This is a genomic window from Paraburkholderia rhizosphaerae (genome assembly GCF_004366595.1).
GTDB lineage: Bacteria > Pseudomonadota > Gammaproteobacteria > Burkholderiales > Burkholderiaceae > Paraburkholderia > Paraburkholderia rhizosphaerae.
Map to the genome: position 1 here is coordinate 23,124 of NZ_SORE01000018.1, position 18,682 is coordinate 41,805.

Below are 18,682 nucleotides of genomic sequence, written 5' to 3' on the forward strand. Positions count from 1 at the left end.
CACGTGTTACCTGTTGTGACCGGTGAAACGCTCCGGATGACCGCGCTAGCCGATGTCGGCGGTGGCCGATGCGCGCGACGGCAAAACGACGGTCGCGATCAAACCGCTTTGGCCATCGCGCCGGTTTTCCAGCGATATCGACCCGCCATGCTTGGCCACCACTGACTTGACGATCGATAACCCCAGACCGCTGCCTTCCACCGTTTCCGAATTTAACCGGAAGAACCGGTCGAATACGCGGCCCAGCGCGTCCTCCGGAATGCCCGGCCCGGTATCGGTCACGCGGATCACCGCGCCGGTCGCGTCCTCGAATACGTCGATATCCACGCAGCCACCGGCAGGCGTGTAGCGCAGCGCATTTTCGATCAGATTGCGCGCCGCCATCCGCAACTCGCCCGCGTGCGCGTTGACATGCGCGGTTTCAAAGCGTTTGACACCGAGGTCGATCGAGCGCGCGTCCGCGACCGGCAGCAGATCGGCAACCAGTGTCTGCACCATCTGGCGCACGTCGACCGTATCGGCCGCCGCGCCGGGATCGTGCTGCGCGTCCGCGCGCGCGAGTTCGAGAAGCTGTCGGATCATCGTCGCGGTGCGAACGATCGCTTCGCGCAATTCGTGTAGCCGCTCGCCGCGCGCGGTCGCGTCGGATGCGTTTTCCAGGTTGTCGATACGCAGTTGCAAAGCGGCGATCGGCGTGCGCAGTTCGTGCGCCGCGTCGGCGATAAAGCGCTTCTCACCGTCGATGCCGACCTGCAGCCGCGCGATCATCCGGTTGATCGAATCGGCGAACGGTCTCACCTCCGCGGGCACATGCGAAATATCGAGCGGCGTCAGCCGGCTGATGCCGACCGCTTCCGCGTCCGAACTCGCGCGCTCGAGCGACGCGAAGGCCGCATTGACGACCAGCGGGATCGCAATCCAGACCAGCAGGATCAGGAAAAACGTCGGCATCAGACTTTCCAGCGCCGCGCGCCCGGCCGTCTGCTCGCGAAACGCGACGGGCTGGCCGACCTGATACGTCAGATTGTCGGCGTCTTTTCTGAGCGTGTAGAGCCGGTACCGGTGACCGTTGATGATCTCGACCGAGAAGCCGCTCGGCGCGTTCCGGTTGAAGATCACTTCCGAGTCGGTATTGTCCGTCGGTGTCGCGCGCCCCGGCTCCCAAATCTGCCCGACAAAACCGTCGATCGAATGCTGCGGCGGACCGTGCGTGCCGATCGTGCCCACCTTGCCGGCGGCCAGCCAGACGGCCGCGCCCTGCAGGTGCACGTCGAGCAACTGGTCGATGTGCCGCATCGACAGCCAGTACGACACGCACGCATCGACCACGCCGACGACGGCGAACAGCACGATCAAGGTGCCGATGATTCGGCTCTTCAGCGATTTCATGCAGTAGGCTCCGTACCCGTTGTCGAGGCGCTGGCGCTGGCGCTGCCGCTAGCGGCGCGGCCAGACGATTTGCCATACGTTGTCCGATTCCGTGACCACATAGTCGCCGCCCGCGAAGCGTCCTGCGGCGGCAGCGTCGACAAAGCGCCGGTAAATCACGCCAGTATCGACCACCACGCTGGCGACGACATTGCGGTAACGGCGCGATGCGTCCACCATCCAGCCGATCGCCCTGACCTGCCGATGGGTTGAAGCGGCGGCAATCACCGCGTCGTTTGCGTCGGCGACCACGATGTCGGCGCCCAGGCGGATCTGACGCTCGGTGAGTTGCGCCGCGAGCTTGCGGGCGCTCCAGTCGCCGGTCCAGTCGATCAGCACCGTCGCGCCGGGCTGTGCGTCGAGCACCGCTTGCCTGAAGCGATTCGCCTCGCCGCCGTCGACCGCCTCGACGCCGCCGACAAAACCGACGATCTTCGTCTTCGACTCGCGCGCGGCGACCGCTCCGGCAAGCGCGCCGCCCAGCGGCCGGCAGTCGAGACAATAGTCGACGATGTTGGGCCCGCGCGCGGTGCCGGACACGGTGGCGAAAAAGGCGCGCGGGTAACGGGCGGCGGCGGCCGCTGTCGCGGCGCTGAGTTCGGCGCCCGCCAGGATGAAACCGCGCACGCCTGCCGCATGGTACCGATCGATGCTCGCCAGCATCTGCTTCTGATTCATCTGATCGGCATTGCTGACAACGTCGATCCGATATCCGTCGCGCTGAAGCGCGAGGCATCCGCGATAGGCGGCTTCGCTGAAGCTCAGATCATCCACGTCGTACGGGATAAACAGCACGACGGCGAACGCGGCTTTCGCCGCGGGGCCCAATGGCCCGGCGGCGTGGGTGCGCGCAGCCAACGCGCCAAGCATTGCGAGCCCGGCTGACGCGCGCATCGCCCGCCGGCGCGACAGTTGACACGGCGTCGGCTGACCGTGCTTGCGCGTTCGATAGTCGATGCTCATATCGTTGCCCCCGACCGTATCGGCGCCACTCGATGCACACCGCGTTTCGGCGCGCGTTCGCGTTACCCCAGCGGCTTCACGCCGATCAGCCACCCATGAAGAAAGAACGCAAATACGATCCACGCGATCACACCCGCGACGATCGCCTTCAGGTCGCCTGAAAGCGTGCCGGCCGGATACACGACTTGCGCGGCGCGATCTCGCCGGCGCGCGGCGGCGAAATCGAACACCGCCCACACGAGGAATGCGCCGAACAGCACGACCGCATTCATCGTGCCGTTGGCCAGCAAATGCCCGAGCGCCCAGAGCGCGACGCCGATCACCATTGGATGCTTGACCACGGACTTCAAGCGCGTGCCCCGCATTTGCGCGGCCGGAAACAGGATAAAGGCGACGAGCGTGAGCAAAGCAGTGACATGCGGCGCCCAGACCGGCGGCGCCCACAGCGGGACAGGGACGCGCCGCGCGATCCCGTAGCCCCAGATGATCAGCACCAGCCCGACGATGGATGCAATCGAATAGGCGCCTTTCCAGCCTTTTTCACCGAGCCGCGCGATTTGCGCATCGCGCCACCCTTCCGCGAAGATCCGGACCGAATGCGCACCCAGGAAGATCACCAACCCCAAGATCAATACCGCCATGTATCGCTCCTCGTGTCAGATGCCGGCAAGTCGCCGCGATTGTCTCTCATGGCGCGGCCTGTGCCAAGGCTGCGCCCGGCTGATCGCGACCGATTCAGGCACGGCAGCGCCCCGCGCTGCGTCATTGCGTTGCCCGCCACCGGCACCTACATTGTGTAGAGATCAGCGCTCACTCCTTCTGCTTGCCTCTATGCGCGGCACATTAAACCGCGCGAAAACGCCACCCATACCGATCGATCGCCGTTGCCGGAATCTCGCACGATATACGCCCACTGAGCTGCGCATTCGCGCGTCTCGTCGAGGTCGAATTCATTCAGCCGATACGGAGGAATGCATGTGCCCAGTCACCGTCGACATTGCGGAACAAGCGCGCCTGAACGAGTCGCGCGATGCACACGTGCCGTGGAAGAAGTGGGGGCCGTACCTGAGCGAACGACAGTGGGGCACCGTCCGCGAAGACTACAGCGACAACGGCGACGCGTGGAACTATCTGCCCCATGATCATTCCCGCTCGCGTGCGTACCGCTGGGGCGAAGACGGCCTCGGCGGACTCTGCGACGACCAGCAGCGGCTGTGCTTTGCGTTCGCGCTCTGGAACGGTCGGGACGCGATTCTGAAAGAGCGGCTGTTTGGCCTGACCAACAGCGAGGGCAATCATGGCGAGGACGTGAAGGAGTATTACTTCTACGTCGACAGCACGCCGACGCATTCGTACATGAAATTTCTCTACAAGTACCCGCAGCGGGAATTCCCGTACGAGGATCTTGTCGCGACCAACCGGAAACGCTCGCGCGACGACATGGAGTACGAATTGCTCGACACCGGCGCGTTCGACGACGACCGCTATTTCGATGTGTTCGTCGAATACGCGAAGGAGACGCCGGACGACATGCTCGTGCGCGTTTGCGTGTACAACCGCGGGCCGCAAGCGGCGACGCTGCATGTGTTGCCCACACTTTGGTTCCGCAATACGTGGTCATGGGGAGAAGACCATCGCAAGCCGTCGCTGAGCAAAGCGGGTACCGCGATCCATGCGGTGCACGATCAGTTGGGTGAGTACTGGCTTCATTGCGAAGATGCACCGGAGATGCTCTTCACCGAAAATGAAACCAATACGCAGCGTCTGTGGAATCAACCAAACGCGTCACCGTACGTCAAGGATGCCTTTCACGCGTACCTGATTTCGGGACAGCGCAACGCCGTGAACCCGGCGGAAACCGGCACCAAGGCCGCCGCCCATTACATGCGGGAGGTGCCCGCGGGCGGCGTCGCGACGATCCGTTTGCGCCTTGCGTCGGAGAGGCTGGATAACGCATTCGGCGGCTTCGACAAGATCTTCGATCAGCGCGTCGCGCAAGCCGATGCGTTCTATCGGCGCATCACGCCCAATTCACTCACCGACGATCAGCGCCGCGTGCATCGGCAGGCGCTCGCCGGCATGCTGTGGGGCAAGCAATACTACTACTTCGATCTCGAACTATGGCTGCGCGAGCACGGCAGCCACCCGTTGCTCGACATGTCCCGCGGCAATGTGCGCAACGCCGAATGGTTTCATATGCTGAACGCGGACATCATTTCGATGCCCGACAAATGGGAATACCCGTGGTATGCGGCGTGGGACCTCGCGTTTCATACGGTCGCACTGGCGCTGGTCGACTTCGACTTCGCGAAGGAACAGTTGCTGCTGATGCTGCGCAGTCTGTATGTGCATCCGAGCGGCCAGCTTCCCGCGTACGAGTGGAACTTCAGCGATGTGAACCCTCCCGTGCACGCGGCCGCGACACTCTGGCTGTACAAGTACGAAAGAGAATTGGGACGCGCCGACCCGCGTTTTCTCGAGCGCTCGTTTCAGGGGTTGATGCTGAATTTCAACTGGTGGGTCAATCGCAAGGACCCATCGGGCCGCAATGTGTTTGCCGGCGGCTTTCTGGGCCTCGACAACATTGGCGTGTTCGACCGCAGCGCACCGTTGCCGACCGGCGGATCGCTCGAGCAGGCGGACGGCACCGCATGGATGGCGTTTTACTGCCAGTGCATGCTGGAAATGGCGGTCAATCTGATCGAATACGATCCGATGTATGAAGAGGTCGCGTTCAAGTTCGTCCAGCATTTCATGTGGATCGCCTATGCGATGGATCGGCGTGGCGAACATCAGGACGAGATGTGGGATGAGCAGGACGGCTTCTTTTACGACCTGCTGCGGCTGCCGGACGGACGCACGACACGCCTGCGAATCAGGTCATTGGTCGGGCTGCTGCCGCTGTGCGCATCAACGGTGTTCGAAGCGCCGTCCATCACGCGTTACCCGAAGCTGATGGAGTTGATCGCGCAGTTCCGCAAGCGCTACCCCGAACTGATCGAACAGGTCGCACCGACCGATGGCAGTTTCATCGGTTACAACGGGCGCCGGCTGCTGTCGGTTCTGAACAAACGCAAGCTCGTACGCGTGCTTCGCTACATGCTCGACGAAAACGAATTCCTCGGGCCGCACGGAATTCGCTCGCTGTCGCTGTTTCATCAGAAGCACCCGTACGCGATCGACGTCGCCGGACACACGTACACGGTGCAGTATCTGCCAGCCGAATCGAACACCGGCATGTTCGGCGGCAACTCGAACTGGCGCGGACCGGTGTGGATGCCGGTCAATCTGCTGATCGTGCGCGCGCTGATCAATCTGTACAGCTTTTACGGCAATGACTTCAAGGTCGAATGCCCGACCGGTTCCGGGCAACAGATGACGCTCTTCGAAGTCGCGCAGGAACTCGTGCGCCGCCTGAGCGGCACGTTCCTGCGCGATGCGAACGGACGTCGGCCGGTTTATGGCGGTACGGAAAAATTCCAGAACGATCCGCACTGGCGCGACCTGATCCTGTTCTACGAGTACTTTCACGGCGACAACGGCGCGGGCCTCGGCGCCAGTCATCAGACCGGATGGACGGGGCTGATCGCGCCGATGATCGATCTGTTCGGGCGGATCAGCGCGCAGGAGGTGCTCGAAATGGACCGCGCGCATGTGATGGCGCAGATGGGCCGGGAGCAATCGAGCCGGGAGCCGGCTCAGGCAAAGTAGCCGATGCGTTTCTGCCGAACTAACCGGTCTTTTCCGGCGACTCACGCCATTCGGCGGCAGTCGCCGGCTTCCCGCCGTTCAATCGCGAGGGCCGCGCGTTCGTGGATTCCGGCCGTCGACGTCGCAAGGCGCCAACGTAGAGTCTGCCGTGGCAACTCGATCTCCTCGCTTCAGTGAACCATGCGGACGTCGCCGGCGTCGACGCCTTGTCGGTAACCGCGCGGTAGAGCGTGGAACCGACGTTAAATCCGCAAAACGGATCGGCAGCCGTCTCATTACGCTCCCGCTCGGTCATTGCGTAGCCGCGAACATAGATGATGGGATACCGAAGGGTCATCGCGTGCTCCGAATATTCCGGTCCATTCCAACTGCATTTCCAACGCGGACGCTGAGGCAGCGCACCGACCCGGCGCGTTCTATTACCGATGTGCGCACGTCGTGCGCAGGCGAGCTTTGTGAGCGCGTAAAATAGCGGGTCGATAGCGCATCCCTTCAACAGCCCAGCCCTTTACTGTTCACTCATTACCGCATGAGCACCTTCCCCGACTCCGCACCTGGCACTGAAAACACGCTGGACACCGACGTCATTCATGAAGACCGCCTCTGGCGCGACAACGGATGGACTTGCCGCGTGATCAAGAACGAAGATGACGACGGCTGGGCCGTCGAGATGACCAAAGACGGCGAGGCGGAACCCGCACTCGTCGGGCCCTGGACCATGGGTCGCGACAAGAAGAACCCTAAGCCGCTCGACGTGTCCGCATTCAACACGCTTGTCAAAACGGCATCCGAGGTACTGCGCCGTCACGAACAGCAATTGCATGCTCAGCTTCACAAACAGGTATGGGTCGACACGGCGAATGACCGTATCAGCGTCACGCTCGACATCGTGCCCGACGAAGACGACCCGCACGCGGTGCTCGCCGCCGAGAATGCATCCGGTGAATCGCTCGCGAGACTACGCGTCGCGCCGACCTTCAAGCTGTCGGCCCGCAGCGCGGCGGAGTGGATCGAGAGCAGTTACGCGAAGCCGAGATAACGCGACGATCGAGTCGCGCCGCTGTCATTCAACCTTGTTTGCATGAGTTGTCAGCGATCACTGCTCGCACCGCAAATCCTGTCTCGATACAGCGATAATCACCGGGTAGGTTTGCCCGTGTTCGAGCTCGATACGCGCGACGACGGACATCGTCTTGCTGTCGATCGTGTCGTACACGCTGACCTTCTCGTGACTCAGCCTGGTGACTCCGGTGCACGCGGTCGCACGCCCTTCATCGGAAACCTGGCATTGAATGTCGTGGTCGGTCACGTAGCGATACTTGTCGCGCTCGGGGGTGGCTTGATATTCACGCAGACTCTCCACCGATCCGCCGACGCCGGTCACATACCCGATGTCGCATGGCAGTTGCGAAGCGTCGCCGCCGCCAGATGTTTGGGCGAGGGCCGCCGTGCTAGCGGCCCCAATGACTGCCGCGAGTGTCGATGCAAGAAGAAATTTCATGGCGCAATCGTGCTTGTCGGATCGAAGTCCGGATTGTAGTGGCAAGTTGCGCAATGGGTCCAACAAACAGACCCATGGCAGGTATCGTCATGCAGCGCGATCACGCGCGCGGTTCAATCCGGTCGCGGCCGCGGCTCGGGCTCACTGCCGATCGCCAGTTCCATAAAGCCCGTATGCGGGTCAAGTATCCGCGAGAAGCGGTAGCCGGGAAGCAGCGCGATCAGCAGCTCGGCGGTCGTGCGCACCTTGCATCCGCGCGCCACATGGCCACCGCAGACCTGGCCTCGCGCGTCGGCCACAGACATATGCAGATGCGCACCATCGGCGGATAACGAACCGGCCAGCGTCACGATTTCGAGGTCGCCCGCTATTTCCGTGGGAGCATCGGCGCCGGCGAATCTCAACTGCGCGACGCTCAGACTTCCGATCCCCTGGATCACAAAGGCTGCGGGCCACGCGCGTCGATGCAGCACGTCTTCGATAGCGGCGCGCAAATCGTCGCCGGGGGAAAGGCGCATTGGATAGGCTTGCATAATCAGCAGCAGGGTTCGAGGGTCGAGATTGCAGATTCGGAAACCGCGTAAGCAAGTGCGCAGGTTAGGTCCGAACCCGGATGCCGGCAAGCCGCAGACGATCGGCGGCCGCACGATGCCGCCTGACGCGCGTCCGAACCTACTGCAACGTATACCCGTTATCGACGATCAGATCCTGACCATACACGCCACGCGCCGCATTCGACAATAGAAACACAATTGTGTCCGCGATCGCCGCGGGCTCGAGGAAACGGCCGGTCAGCAGCCGCTGGGTCACCCCTGCCGCGACTTCCGACAACTGTTCCTGCGGCAACCCCAAAGAGGACCAGATCGGCGTGGCGGTCGGCCCTGGCGACACGATGTTGATCCTGATGTCCTCAGCTGCCAGTTCGACCGCCAGCGTTCTTGCATAGGTCTTCAGTGCAGTCTTGGACGCGATATACGCGGCCAGTCCGGGGAATGTCGCCTGTGACAGAAAGGTGCCGATAAAGACAACGGACGCCGGCTTTGCCAATTGAGGCTGAAGTATCGACAGCGTGTTTAATGCGCCCGCCGTGTTCACTGCCCATTGGCGCTCAAGCGCGGCTGTTTCCGTTCCTTTCGCCAATTGCGCAATGCCCGCATTGGGCAATAGGAAATGAACCGGGCCCATTTGCGCAACCATTCTGGACAGCGCGCGCAGGTCCGCATCGCGAGTGACGTCGCCGGCGATCCATGTGAGCCGGTTGCCATACCGCGACTGCAAGTGATTCAACCCGCCGATCGTGCGGCTCATGGCCAGAACCCGTGCGCCGTGGTCCAGCAAACGACGGGTGCTTTCGAGGCCGATACCGGAACTTGCGCCGGTCACGACAGCAACGCGATTTTCGAACTCGTCAAACATAGTCTTCCTTTGTGTGTGGATTCGTGATTGCCGGAGCAGCCATCAGTGATTGCATCGGGCGTCGCAGCGAAACGCACTACACAAGAATCAAGCCAGACTGGAAATGCTGAATTTTCAAATGCCTGGCGTCTGAAGAAGTCAGATAGACCGGATCCGAACGACTGCATCGGCAGTCAGTTCGACTTGTGGCAGACGGTCGCATCAGCGGATGCCGGCGGGAACGGGACGAAGCCGCCCGGCGCAATCGGCACAATTGGCACAATCGGCGCGCGCGGATGCGCTTGTGCACTTTAGTCGGATGCGCGGCGGTACTTCGCGACATACCGGGCTCGCGCGATCACCTTTCCGCTCATCTGGTACGCGACGAGCGCGGAACTGGACGCTTTCTTCACGTCGATATGTGCGACATCGAGCGCGGATACCGTCACGACGTAGCGGTGCGATGTTCCTTGAGGCGGGCATGGGCCGCCATATTTCGATTCGCCGAAGTCCGTCAAGGTCTCGATCGCACCTGCAGGCAGCAACGCCGGATTTCCCGAAGCGCCCTTTTCCAGCGACGCTTGCGACGCCGGAATGTTGACGACTTCCCAATGCGTCCAGCCGAGTCCGTCAGTCGGCGCATCAGGGTCGTTGATCGTCACGACAAGGCTTTTTGCGCCGGGTGGAACGTGGCTCCACGCAATACGAGGCGACACGTTGTCGCCGTGACATCCGAATCCGCCATACACCTGCTCGTTTGAAAAACGTCCGTGGTCCAGATTGTCGACCTTGACGGTGAACGGCTCGGCGAGCGCCAGCGTCGGGATCATCAAGAGAAGGGTCGGGAAGCGGACGGCCGTTTGCAGAGGGTGAGCCAATCGCATGAGTCGCTCCGTTGCATTGAAAGAAAAGGGTGCGTCGATCGGCACCCTATCTTTCAACGAAGCGCTCCGGAAGGCGCATCGATGAATCATCGCGTTGTCTTTCAGGCAACGCGATCGTCGCACGCGAAAATCGCGGGACCGGGCAGCAACGCGTGATCGCGCTCACGCCCGTGAACGGCGGAACCATTCTTCGAAACCGATTCGGCCAAGACGCGCGTCGCCCAACGGCACGAGCGATTGATCATCGACCTTCCCACCGAAGTACCTGGCCTCCGGGTCACGCACCACTTCACGCGAATCGCCAGCCGCCTTCAGATAGCGCGCAACGATTTCATTGAACGGCGCCCGTTCGGGCCCGGCGATCTCGACGATGCCGTTTTTCGGCGCCGCCAGCGCGGCGTCCGCGACAAACGCGGCAACGTCGTCGGAGGCAATCGGCTGGAACAGCCCCGGTGAGATCCTGATCGCGTTTCCTGCGACGGCGGAATCGGCGATGCCGCCGAGGAATTCGAAGAACTGGGTCGAACGGACGATGGTGTACGGAATGCCCGCTTTCTCAATCAGCTTCTCCTGCGCGACCTTGGCACGAAAGTAGCCGTTCTCGGGTGTCCGCTCGATTCCGACGATCGACAGCGCGACGTGATGCCGAACCCCGGCCGCGGACTCCGCCGCGAGCACATGGCGGCCAGCCGTCTCGAAGAATTCCAGCACCGCCTTGTCTTCAAACGAAGGCGAATTCGCGAGGTCGACCACCACTTGCGCGCCGGCCATCGCCTGCTGAAGCCCCTCGCCGGTCAGCACATTCACGCCGCTTTTCAGCGATGCGGCGACTACCTCATGGCCCGCCTCGCGGAGAATGGGAACGGTCTTCGAGCCGATCAGGCCCGTGCCGCCGATAACGACGATTTTCATGATCTGGCCTCGCTTGCTGACGACACGAGCCCCTCGAAGGGGCTCGTATGCAGATGGGAACGCGAACGAACCATGCATTCGCGGACCAGCGGGACAGGTCCGCGACACGGACTGCAGCGTCTTCAGAATAGGCGGGAAAAAGGTAAACGCAAGGTGCGCGACGGTCTCGCTTGTTCGCGTCGCTGCTGTCACCGCAGTGGCCTGAAACTGACGCGGACCTCCTCGGTGAACGTCTGCGGCTGCTCCCATGCCGCAAAGTGCCCGCCTTTCGGCAGGCGGTTGTAGTGAATCAGCTTCGGATAGGCCTTTTCGGTCCAACTGCGTGGCGCCGCATAGATCTCATCGGGAAACACGCTGACTGCGACCGGAATGGCGACGTGCTTCGGCGCAAAAAAATTGAGCTTGTTTTCCCAATACAGTCGCGCCGACGAGACCCCCGTATTTGTCAGCCAATACAGCGTGATGTTGTCGAGAATATCGTCGCGCGTCAGCCCTTCGGTCTGCCCATCAAAGACACGTGCAATCAGCGCCTCGCTTGTCGCATCGTGGTCGATCATCCACGCGGCGAGGCCGATCGGCGAATCTTCGATTCCATACAAGGTTTGCGGGCGATTCGCCATTTCCTGCGCGTAGCCGAGGCCGTGCTTGTAGAAAAAGTCGAGCTGATCGAACGCGTGACGCTCGTCCGGCGACAGATCGGCAGGCGGCGGATTGCCATACTTCAGCGCCTGGGCAATGTTGTCCGGCACGGTCGCTGGCATATTCGTATGAATCGCGAGCAATCCAGGCGGCGTGAGCAGCGCCATCTGCTCGGTCACCGCGTTACCCCAATCGCCGCCTTGCGCGACATAGCGCGTATAACCGAGGCGCTTCATCAGCACGACCCATGCGCGGGCAATACGCTGCGGATCCCAGCCGGTCGCGGTGGGCTTGCCTGAGAATCCATAGCCCGGCAGCGATGGAATGACCACGTCGAACGCGTCCGATGCAGTGCCGCCATGTGCGGTCGGATTGGTCAGCGGGTCGATGATCTTCAATTGTTCGATGATCGAGCCGGGCCAACCGTGCGTGACGATGATCGGCAACGCGTTTTCATGCTTCGAACGGACATGGATGAAATGGATGTCGAGCCCATCGATCTCGGTGACGAACTGCGGCAGCGCGTTCAGTCTCGCTTCGACCTTGCGCCAGTTGTAGTCGGTACTCCAGTAGCGCGCGAGATTCTGCATCGTCGCCAGTTGCACGCCCTGGGTCACATCGGTGACGGTTTCGCGCTCCGGCCAGCGCGTCGCCTTGATGCGCCGACGCAAATCGGCAAGTTGTGATTCCGGCACGCGCACATGGAGCGGACGAATCGCGGTTTTATCGCCACCTGCAGCGGTTGCCACTTCAGTGATCGATTGAGTGGTGTCCGCAAAAGCGAGCTGGCTTAACGCACTCGCGGCGATCGCAGCAGTCGCAACGCCAAGAAAGCGACGGCGCGACGGGGCTTCGGGAAGGGGATGGTTCGACATACGGGCTCCTGTGCATTCGTTGACTGTGAATCGGTGTCCACAGTAAGTGACGCCCAGATTGTGTGTATGCACGCGTTTCGCGTAAATACCAGCAGGAGCACAACACTTGTACGTCGACGGAACAAAGCCGCCCCTTCGCGCGAACGGCGCGACAGGCACCATCGTGAAGATAGCTAACATTTTGTGAAGGATGCCTGACGCTGGGCCGGCCAATTCGGTGTGAAGGGCGTTCGCTTCGGCGCACTTGCGCGGAGTCCCACGCATTCGTTTTACCAATGTGCGTCAGCGCACATAACGATTAACGCCGCGACGTTCTTTTTTTCGAGGCACCTATCGTTTACTTGCATATAACTACGACGAAAAGCGAGGAACGAATTGGATCCCTCAGCGTTTTCCAATTCGACTCGGGCTGAACTCACCTTCGCGCCAATGGCTATGAAGCCGCCGCGCGAGTGAGGTCGGCGCAAGCGAAGGATTTCATCGTGATTCAGTAGCGTGAGCTCCGCGCAGCATCAGCAAGGAGAAGCATGCAAGCGTACGAAAATCACGGCGGGAGAATGCGATGAGCGATGTTCAGCACGACAGCGCGGAGATCAATCAACGTCGAGGCCGGCGCGAGCGCAAACGACTCGCGGCCGATCTCGCGCGCGCCGAAGCGATGGTCGAAGCCGCGGGGGACGACGGCATCAAGCTCGAAAGTGCCGATATCGCGATCATTCGGGCCGCAACGGGCGTCGTCGATCGCCGCGTGTGGAGCGACGCTTGGGAAACCGGCTTCTACGACGCGATCGGCCGCATCGAAAAATCGGTGCATTACCCGAGCTACCAGGTGTTCAAAGATATGAAATCGAGCGACGAACTGCTGTCACACGCGTCGCTGACCGGTCTACCGCTCGCGAGCCAGGATATCGAGGCGCTGACGCGCGCGCGCGTCGCACGCATCGAGCGCGCGTGGAACACGCCGATCGAGGCCGAATACTACGCGGCGCTGAACCGCATCTCGAAGGGCGTGCAGCCGGTCGCTGCCGCCACCGCCGGCAAGAACGCCTATCATGGCGCACGGCGGGCGATCAGGATCTATACGCTCACTGCAATCTTCCTGACGATTCTCGTGGTCGGGCTATCGTGCCTGCTTTTCGCGGTGAACCAGATTTCCGACGATGTGCAGAGAATCGTCACGATTAACGACTCTTCAGCGATGGCGTTGCACAATCAGTTGTTGAGTTATCAAGCGAACATCATTGAAATGCGGCAGACCGAAGAGCGCGAAATTCGCAAAGTGGCAGGCTCCGCGTCACAAGCGCACAACCGGGCGCAGGATACGGAAGAGATCGTGATCGCCGCCCATCAGAAAGCATCGGGCGACCTGCGGCAACTCAGCAATTCGCAACCCGCGATCCAGATCAAACATCTGCTGCAGGAATTCGCGACCAACAACCGCCAGTTGTACAACGATGTGACGCGCACACGGGGCATCGGCAATGCGCTGTTTCTGCCCGTGACGAATCCGTATACGGAGCCGCACTGCCCGCCCGCGGCTACATGGAATTCCGCGCTCGCGCAAGCCGAGCATCCGCCGGGCGCGTCCGCGCCGCACGTGGTCAACTGGATCTGCTCGAACAGACAGGTGCGCGCGAATCTGGAAATCAAGATCCCGATCATGGACGCCGACCGTGTCACGAATGACAAGGATGAAACGCTCGCGCCCGAAAACGTCGTTGACGAAGGCTTCCAGAAAATCGCCGCGTACCAGGACATTCGCGCGATGGCGATGTACGGTCGCGAGATTGTTCTGTCGCTGGTGGGCGCGGTCACCGGTTTCATTTTGCCGGTGCTCTATGCGTGGCTCGGCGCGTCGGCGGCGATCCTGCGCAAGATCAGGATCGAGACCGAAACAAGCACGTTCCACCCTGAGTATTCGAAGGTTGCGAACCGGGCGCACATCACATGCGCGGTCATTGTCGGCATTGCGATCGGGCTTTTCAGCGACCTCGTGCAGGGCGGCAAGAATATTTCGCCGCTGGCGGTAGCATTTATCGCGGGCTACGCATCGGACAAGTTCTTTTATTTCGTCGATCGGCTGGTCGACGTGATCTTCCCGGCGCGCGCGCAGGTCAAGCCGGAAACGCCGCAAGTCGCGGCGCCGGCGGCGGCCGGCGCAGCAGCAGCGGTGCGAGCGCGACCGGAAGGCTAACCGCCCCGTCCGTTGACGCCGCCAACGCCGCACGACCGCCATTGGCGTTCGCCGCGCTGCGTTGCCGGACGAAATAGCCCGCCGGTTGCCGCCGTGATCTCAAGCCGCGTGGGCGACGCGCACCAGCTTCCGGTTGATAAACTCGCCAATGCCGAGTTCGGACAGTTCGCGCCCGAATCCCGAGTTCTTCACGCCGCCAAAAGGCAATCCCGGTGAGTCGGCAAAGCACGAATTGATGTACACCATCCCTGCATCGATCCGCGACGCAACCTGCTTCGCGTGTCCGATATCCGTGTCGAAGACAAACGCGCCGAGGCCATACTTGCTGTCATTGGCCAGCTTGATCGCGTCCTCCTCGCTATTCACGATATAGAACGACAGCACCGGACCAAAGGCCTCCTGCTCATAAAGCGGATTGTCGCGCGTGATATTCGTGATGATCGTCGGTTCCAGATAGAACCCCGCGCGGTCGATACGCTTGCCGCCATGAACGATCGTTGCGCCCGCAGCCTTCGCGTCCCCGATCTGCTTGAGCAACCCGTCGAGCGCGCGTTCGCTGGAAATCGGGCCGAGCGCCGAAGTCTCGTCATTGGGATCGCCTACCTTGAGCGCCGCAAACCGCAGCTTCAACGCGGCCAGCATCTTCTCGCCGCGCTCCTTGCCCACCACGATCACGCGCTTGATGTTCACGCACCCCTGCCCCGAGTTGAACGTGCGCCCCATCACAACCTGCTCGACCGCGAGTTCGAGAGACGCGCCTTCCAGAATCAGAGCGGGATCGCTACCGCCCAGTTCGAGGATCACTTTCTTCAGATTGCGCCCGGCACGCTCGGCGACCGAAGCACCTGCTCTCTCGCTGCCGGTGAGCGCAACGCCACGCACGCGGAAATCTTCGACCAGCTTGCCGATCTGTTCGATGCTGCAAAAGAGATTGGTATAAACGCCTTCCGGCGCGCCCGCCTCATCGAACAGCCTTGCAAACGCGAGCGCACATTGCGGTACGTTTTCAGCATGCTTCATCAACACGACGTTGCCGGCGACTAGCTGTGTCGCAGCCACGCGGGCCAGCTGGTAGTACGGAAAATTCCACGGCTCGATCGCAAGAATGACGCCGATCGGCTCAGCGACCACCATTGCGCCGGGTTCTCCAGGCAACGGCTGCGGCGCGAGAAATTTCTCACCGTTGGTCGCGTAGTAGTCGAGGATATCGGCAACGAGATCGACCTCCGCATAGCTCTGGCCAATCACCTTACCCATCTCGAGCGTCGGATAGGTCGCGTATTCGTCCCGCTTCTCGCGCAGGATTTGCGCGGCGCGACCGACGATTCGCGCGCGCTCGGCCACCGGCCTGTTCTTCCAGTCTTCCTGATAGCGCTGATGAGCGGTCGCCAGCGCGGCGAAGACCTGTTCGTCGGATTGCAGCGGAAATTCCTCGACTACTTTTCCTGTAGCCGGATTGATGGTTCGAAAGCTCATGGTCTACTCCTTGAAAGTCAATCCATCTTTGGGTTGGGGATGATGCCATCGGTCCGGGCGTGACGAAATCGATTTCGGTAGAATATTATGAGCAGTCTTGAGAATTTTCAAGGAACTGTCGGGGATTCTAACGAAATCGTTTTTTCACGAATCTGGAACAATCGAAACGACGTCGCCGCGCGTGCGCAGTGGAAATTCGTGCTCCGCCGCCCCTTCCAGCAAAGGACACCATCGCACCGTGCCCTCCAGCGTCGCGAGATAGTGGAACGTGCCGTGATCGGCGACTGCCAGATCGCCGGTTCTAAACCAGCCGTCCGCCGTGAACACCGCCGACGTGGCTTTCGGGTTATGCAGATAGCCGGCCATCACGCTATAGCCGCGCAACTGCAACTCACCCTGCTGCCCATCGCGCACGATCGCACCGCTTTCCGGATCGACGATTCGAAAAGCAATCGCGGACGAGACCGGCGTGCCCCCCGGCATCGCGCGCTGCCGCAGGTTGTTCGCTGGATCGCGCATCGCTGTCATCGCGAGGCATTCGGGGGTTCCATACAACGTAGTCAGGCGCAACCGCCACGCTTCCCACGCTTGCGCGATCACACGCGGCCCGAGGCTCGCATATTCGAGGAATGCGCCGCGGCGCCATGTGGCGAGCGAAAAAGCGCCCGTATTCAGCACCCGGTCCATCATCTTGTCCGTGCCAAAGAAATGCGTGACGCGGTGTCGTTCGATCGCCGCCGCCGCCGTGGCGTCGAAGGTCGGCATCAGCACACACGACGCTCCGGACGCGAGCGCCGCGATGACCTGCACGAACCCCAAAACGCTACAAAGAGGGAGCGTGCACAGCACCACGTCGTCTTCCCGCATCGCATTGACTTGCCCGACGTTGCGCGCATGCGTCGCGATGCCGCCTGCGGTATGGACCGCGAGCTTCGGCGTACCGGTCGATCCAAAAGTGCTGAACGTGCACAGCAGGTCCGTGCGTTGGCCATCCCATCGCGGATACCGCCTGACTTCACTCCATTCAAACGCGTCGAACTGCGCCACTTCCACGACGTGCTGCACCGTGACGCATGCCGCCTTGATATCGGCCGCGGCTGCGATGTAGTCAAACCCGGCGAGCGTTTGCGGCACCACGAGCACGCGGGCTTTCGCGGTCTTTACCATCTGCATCGCGTCGTCCAGCGTGAGTTGCGAACTGACGGGCACCATCAATGCCCCCAGTTGCGCGAGCGCAAAGAACAATTGCAGCCACACGCCGCCGTCCGGCAGCCACACGGCCACGATATCGCCTCGCGCAATTCCAAGCTCACGCAAAAAATAGGCGGCCCGGCGCGACGCACTTCTGAGTTCGCCGCGGGTAATCGCTCGTTCGTTGCCACGCAGCACCACCCGACGGTTGTTGCGCGACTCGAGCAGATCAAATGCCATTAAGACCCCTCCGGCGGGAACCAGCACAACGCGTCGTGGACGACGGACAAAACATGCATTTTGAGTGGTTTGACGAAATCGTTTTCGTTAAACCATACCAGCGATACCCCTAACGTTCAAGCCGCATACCGCTATCTCTTTCTTAGTCTTCGACGATTGTCTAGAATTGCAACAATCGTTTTCGCCACAGAAAACACGAATGAACATCCGGGAATTCGCCGCCACACTCGGGCTTTCCATCAGCACCGTCTCGAAAGCGCTGAATGGCCGGGAAGACGTCAGCGCGGCAACACGCGAGCGCGTGCTGGCAGCCGCCAGGCGGTCCGCCTTTTTCCCCGATCCGTCCGCCAGCCGTTTGCGACGGCAATCGTCCGACACCGTCGCGTTCGTCATATCTCCGCCACAAACGTCGTTCGCTCATCCGTTCTTTCTGGACATGCTGATGGGCGTAAATGAAGCGATCGATCACAGTCGCTATCAGCTCATCATCGCGTCCGCGCGAAGTGTGGAAACGGAACTCGATCTGATCAAGCGCCTGGTCGAGCGCCAGCGCGTCGATGCGCTGCTGTTCGGGCGAACGCGCCGGCAGGACGAACGCATTGCGTATCTGGTCGAGCGCGAGATTCCATTTGTCGCGTTCGGCAGAAGCGAGACATCTAATGCGTTCCCTTACGTCGATATCGACTCTCGCGTCGTTGGGCGCTCCGGTTGCGGACGATTCATCGCCTTGGGTCATCGCCGGATTGCGCTCGTCCATGCACCCGAGTACCTGACATTCAGCCACCTCGAGCGTGCCGGATATGAGGAGGCATTGCGCGGCGCAGGCATCGCGATCGACCCGACCCTTTGTATCGAAACGTCGATATCCGAACCGGCCGGAGCCGACGCAGCGCGCCGGCTGCTCGAACTGCCGGACCCACCCTCGGCCATCCTCGCCGGTCATGACCTGATCGCAATGGGCGTGATGCGCGGTATCACCGAAACTGGCCGGACGCCGGGCCGGGATATCGGTGTGATTGGGAGCGACGACGATCCGATCGGACGTTATATCCAGCCTTCGCTGACCACCTTTTCCGCCGACACGCGCCGCGCGGGCAAGCGGATGGCGGAAATGCTGCTCGAGCGGCTGGCCGGCACACCGCCGCAACAGCTTCAGGAGATCTGGGAACCGGAATTGATCGTCCGCGCTTCGGACGGGCCTTATCGCGTTCCCGGTTCAAGCTCCGAACAGGGCAATGCAAGTCGGCGCGCGCGTTAACACCACGCGCGCGTG

Annotated in this window: 15 protein-coding genes; 4 read left to right on the forward strand and 11 right to left on the reverse strand. The window is 61.5% G+C overall.

The genetic code is table 11. The features are described 5' to 3' along the window. Positions 1 to 45: 45 nt before the first annotated feature. The 3 genes from BX592_RS22060 to BX592_RS22070 form a co-directional block, all read right to left on the reverse strand. On the reverse strand, positions 46 to 1,389 hold the full coding sequence (locus BX592_RS22060; RefSeq protein WP_134194501.1) for a sensor histidine kinase: 1,344 nt from the start codon (positions 1,387 to 1,389) through the stop codon (positions 46 to 48). A 48-nt stretch (positions 1,390 to 1,437) separates the two neighbouring features. Beyond that, the gene (locus BX592_RS22065; RefSeq protein ID WP_243849666.1) at positions 1,438 to 2,391 is read right to left on the reverse strand and encodes a BMP family ABC transporter substrate-binding protein; all 954 of its coding nucleotides are present in this window, start codon (positions 2,389 to 2,391) and stop codon (positions 1,438 to 1,440) included. A gap of 62 nt (positions 2,392 to 2,453) precedes the next feature. Continuing rightward, entirely contained in the window at positions 2,454 to 3,032 is a 579-nt protein-coding gene (locus BX592_RS22070) for an NnrU family protein (RefSeq protein ID WP_134194503.1), read from the reverse strand. A 334-nt stretch (positions 3,033 to 3,366) separates the two neighbouring features. Between BX592_RS22070 and BX592_RS22075 the strand changes: the two genes are divergently transcribed. Both BX592_RS22075 and BX592_RS22085 read left to right on the forward strand, forming a co-directional pair. Beyond that, positions 3,367 to 6,102 carry an MGH1-like glycoside hydrolase domain-containing protein gene (locus BX592_RS22075; protein ID WP_134194505.1) on the forward strand — a complete coding sequence of 912 codons (2,736 nt, stop codon included), beginning with the start codon at positions 3,367 to 3,369 and terminating at the stop codon, positions 6,100 to 6,102. A 529-nt stretch (positions 6,103 to 6,631) separates the two neighbouring features. Beyond that, complete coding sequence (locus BX592_RS22085; RefSeq protein ID WP_134194509.1) at positions 6,632 to 7,141, forward strand: hypothetical protein; 510 nt, start codon at positions 6,632 to 6,634, stop codon at positions 7,139 to 7,141. Between the two features lie 57 nt (positions 7,142 to 7,198). Here BX592_RS22085 and BX592_RS22090 read toward each other — a convergent pair whose 3' ends face one another. The 6 genes from BX592_RS22090 to BX592_RS22115 form a co-directional block, all read right to left on the reverse strand. Then, the gene (locus BX592_RS22090) at positions 7,199 to 7,603 is read right to left on the reverse strand and encodes a hypothetical protein (RefSeq protein ID WP_134194511.1); all 405 of its coding nucleotides are present in this window, start codon (positions 7,601 to 7,603) and stop codon (positions 7,199 to 7,201) included. A 113-nt stretch (positions 7,604 to 7,716) separates the two neighbouring features. Next, on the reverse strand, positions 7,717 to 8,136 hold the full coding sequence (locus tag BX592_RS22095; RefSeq protein ID WP_134194513.1) for a PPC domain-containing DNA-binding protein: 420 nt from the start codon (positions 8,134 to 8,136) through the stop codon (positions 7,717 to 7,719). 139 nt (positions 8,137 to 8,275) lie between these two features. Further along, entirely contained in the window at positions 8,276 to 9,019 is a 744-nt protein-coding gene (locus BX592_RS22100; RefSeq protein ID WP_134194515.1) for an SDR family NAD(P)-dependent oxidoreductase, read from the reverse strand. A gap of 290 nt (positions 9,020 to 9,309) precedes the next feature. Further along, on the reverse strand, positions 9,310 to 9,882 hold the full coding sequence (locus BX592_RS22105) for a YbhB/YbcL family Raf kinase inhibitor-like protein (RefSeq protein WP_134194517.1): 573 nt from the start codon (positions 9,880 to 9,882) through the stop codon (positions 9,310 to 9,312). 162 nt (positions 9,883 to 10,044) lie between these two features. Further along, positions 10,045 to 10,794, reverse strand: coding sequence for an SDR family oxidoreductase (locus BX592_RS22110; RefSeq protein ID WP_134194519.1), 750 nt, complete (start codon positions 10,792 to 10,794; stop codon positions 10,045 to 10,047). 188 nt (positions 10,795 to 10,982) lie between these two features. Beyond that, on the reverse strand, positions 10,983 to 12,308 hold the full coding sequence (locus BX592_RS22115) for an epoxide hydrolase family protein (protein ID WP_134194521.1): 1,326 nt from the start codon (positions 12,306 to 12,308) through the stop codon (positions 10,983 to 10,985). 562 nt (positions 12,309 to 12,870) lie between these two features. Between BX592_RS22115 and BX592_RS22120 the strand changes: the two genes are divergently transcribed. Beyond that, positions 12,871 to 14,502 carry a hypothetical protein gene (locus BX592_RS22120; RefSeq protein WP_134194523.1) on the forward strand — a complete coding sequence of 544 codons (1,632 nt, stop codon included), beginning with the start codon at positions 12,871 to 12,873 and terminating at the stop codon, positions 14,500 to 14,502. 99 nt (positions 14,503 to 14,601) lie between these two features. Here BX592_RS22120 and BX592_RS22125 read toward each other — a convergent pair whose 3' ends face one another. Then, positions 14,602 to 15,978: an NAD-dependent succinate-semialdehyde dehydrogenase gene (locus tag BX592_RS22125; RefSeq protein ID WP_134194524.1), complete on the reverse strand. Its 1,377-nt coding sequence runs from the start codon at positions 15,976 to 15,978 to the stop codon at positions 14,602 to 14,604. Between the two features lie 144 nt (positions 15,979 to 16,122). After that, positions 16,123 to 17,436 carry an AMP-binding protein gene (locus BX592_RS22130; protein ID WP_243849667.1) on the reverse strand — a complete coding sequence of 438 codons (1,314 nt, stop codon included), beginning with the start codon at positions 17,434 to 17,436 and terminating at the stop codon, positions 16,123 to 16,125. A 172-nt stretch (positions 17,437 to 17,608) separates the two neighbouring features. Between BX592_RS22130 and BX592_RS22135 the strand changes: the two genes are divergently transcribed. Beyond that, positions 17,609 to 18,667 (forward strand): LacI family DNA-binding transcriptional regulator, encoded by a 1,059-nt coding sequence (locus BX592_RS22135; protein WP_134194526.1) that lies wholly within the window; start codon positions 17,609 to 17,611, stop codon positions 18,665 to 18,667. Positions 18,668 to 18,682 lie beyond the last annotated feature (15 nt).

Excerpts from the sequence above, each read along its gene's own strand:
- BX592_RS22060 (WP_134194501.1), bottom strand. The coding sequence starts at position 1,389 with ATGAAATCGCTGAAGAGCCGAATCATCGGCACCTTGATCGTGCTGTTC.
- BX592_RS22065 (WP_243849666.1), bottom strand. The coding sequence starts at position 2,391 with ATGAGCATCGACTATCGAACGCGCAAGCACGGTCAGCCGACGCCGTGT.
- BX592_RS22070 (WP_134194503.1), bottom strand. The coding sequence starts at position 3,032 with ATGGCGGTATTGATCTTGGGGTTGGTGATCTTCCTGGGTGCGCATTCG.
- BX592_RS22075 (WP_134194505.1), top strand. The coding sequence starts at position 3,367 with ATGTGCCCAGTCACCGTCGACATTGCGGAACAAGCGCGCCTGAACGAG.
- BX592_RS22085 (WP_134194509.1), top strand. The coding sequence starts at position 6,632 with ATGAGCACCTTCCCCGACTCCGCACCTGGCACTGAAAACACGCTGGAC.
- BX592_RS22090 (WP_134194511.1), bottom strand. The coding sequence starts at position 7,603 with ATGAAATTTCTTCTTGCATCGACACTCGCGGCAGTCATTGGGGCCGCT.
- BX592_RS22095 (WP_134194513.1), bottom strand. The coding sequence starts at position 8,136 with ATGCAAGCCTATCCAATGCGCCTTTCCCCCGGCGACGATTTGCGCGCC.
- BX592_RS22100 (WP_134194515.1), bottom strand. The coding sequence starts at position 9,019 with ATGTTTGACGAGTTCGAAAATCGCGTTGCTGTCGTGACCGGCGCAAGT.
- BX592_RS22105 (WP_134194517.1), bottom strand. The coding sequence starts at position 9,882 with ATGCGATTGGCTCACCCTCTGCAAACGGCCGTCCGCTTCCCGACCCTT.
- BX592_RS22110 (WP_134194519.1), bottom strand. The coding sequence starts at position 10,794 with ATGAAAATCGTCGTTATCGGCGGCACGGGCCTGATCGGCTCGAAGACC.
- BX592_RS22115 (WP_134194521.1), bottom strand. The coding sequence starts at position 12,308 with ATGTCGAACCATCCCCTTCCCGAAGCCCCGTCGCGCCGTCGCTTTCTT.
- BX592_RS22120 (WP_134194523.1), top strand. The coding sequence starts at position 12,871 with ATGAGCGATGTTCAGCACGACAGCGCGGAGATCAATCAACGTCGAGGC.
- BX592_RS22125 (WP_134194524.1), bottom strand. The coding sequence starts at position 15,978 with ATGAGCTTTCGAACCATCAATCCGGCTACAGGAAAAGTAGTCGAGGAA.
- BX592_RS22135 (WP_134194526.1), top strand. The coding sequence starts at position 17,609 with ATGAACATCCGGGAATTCGCCGCCACACTCGGGCTTTCCATCAGCACC.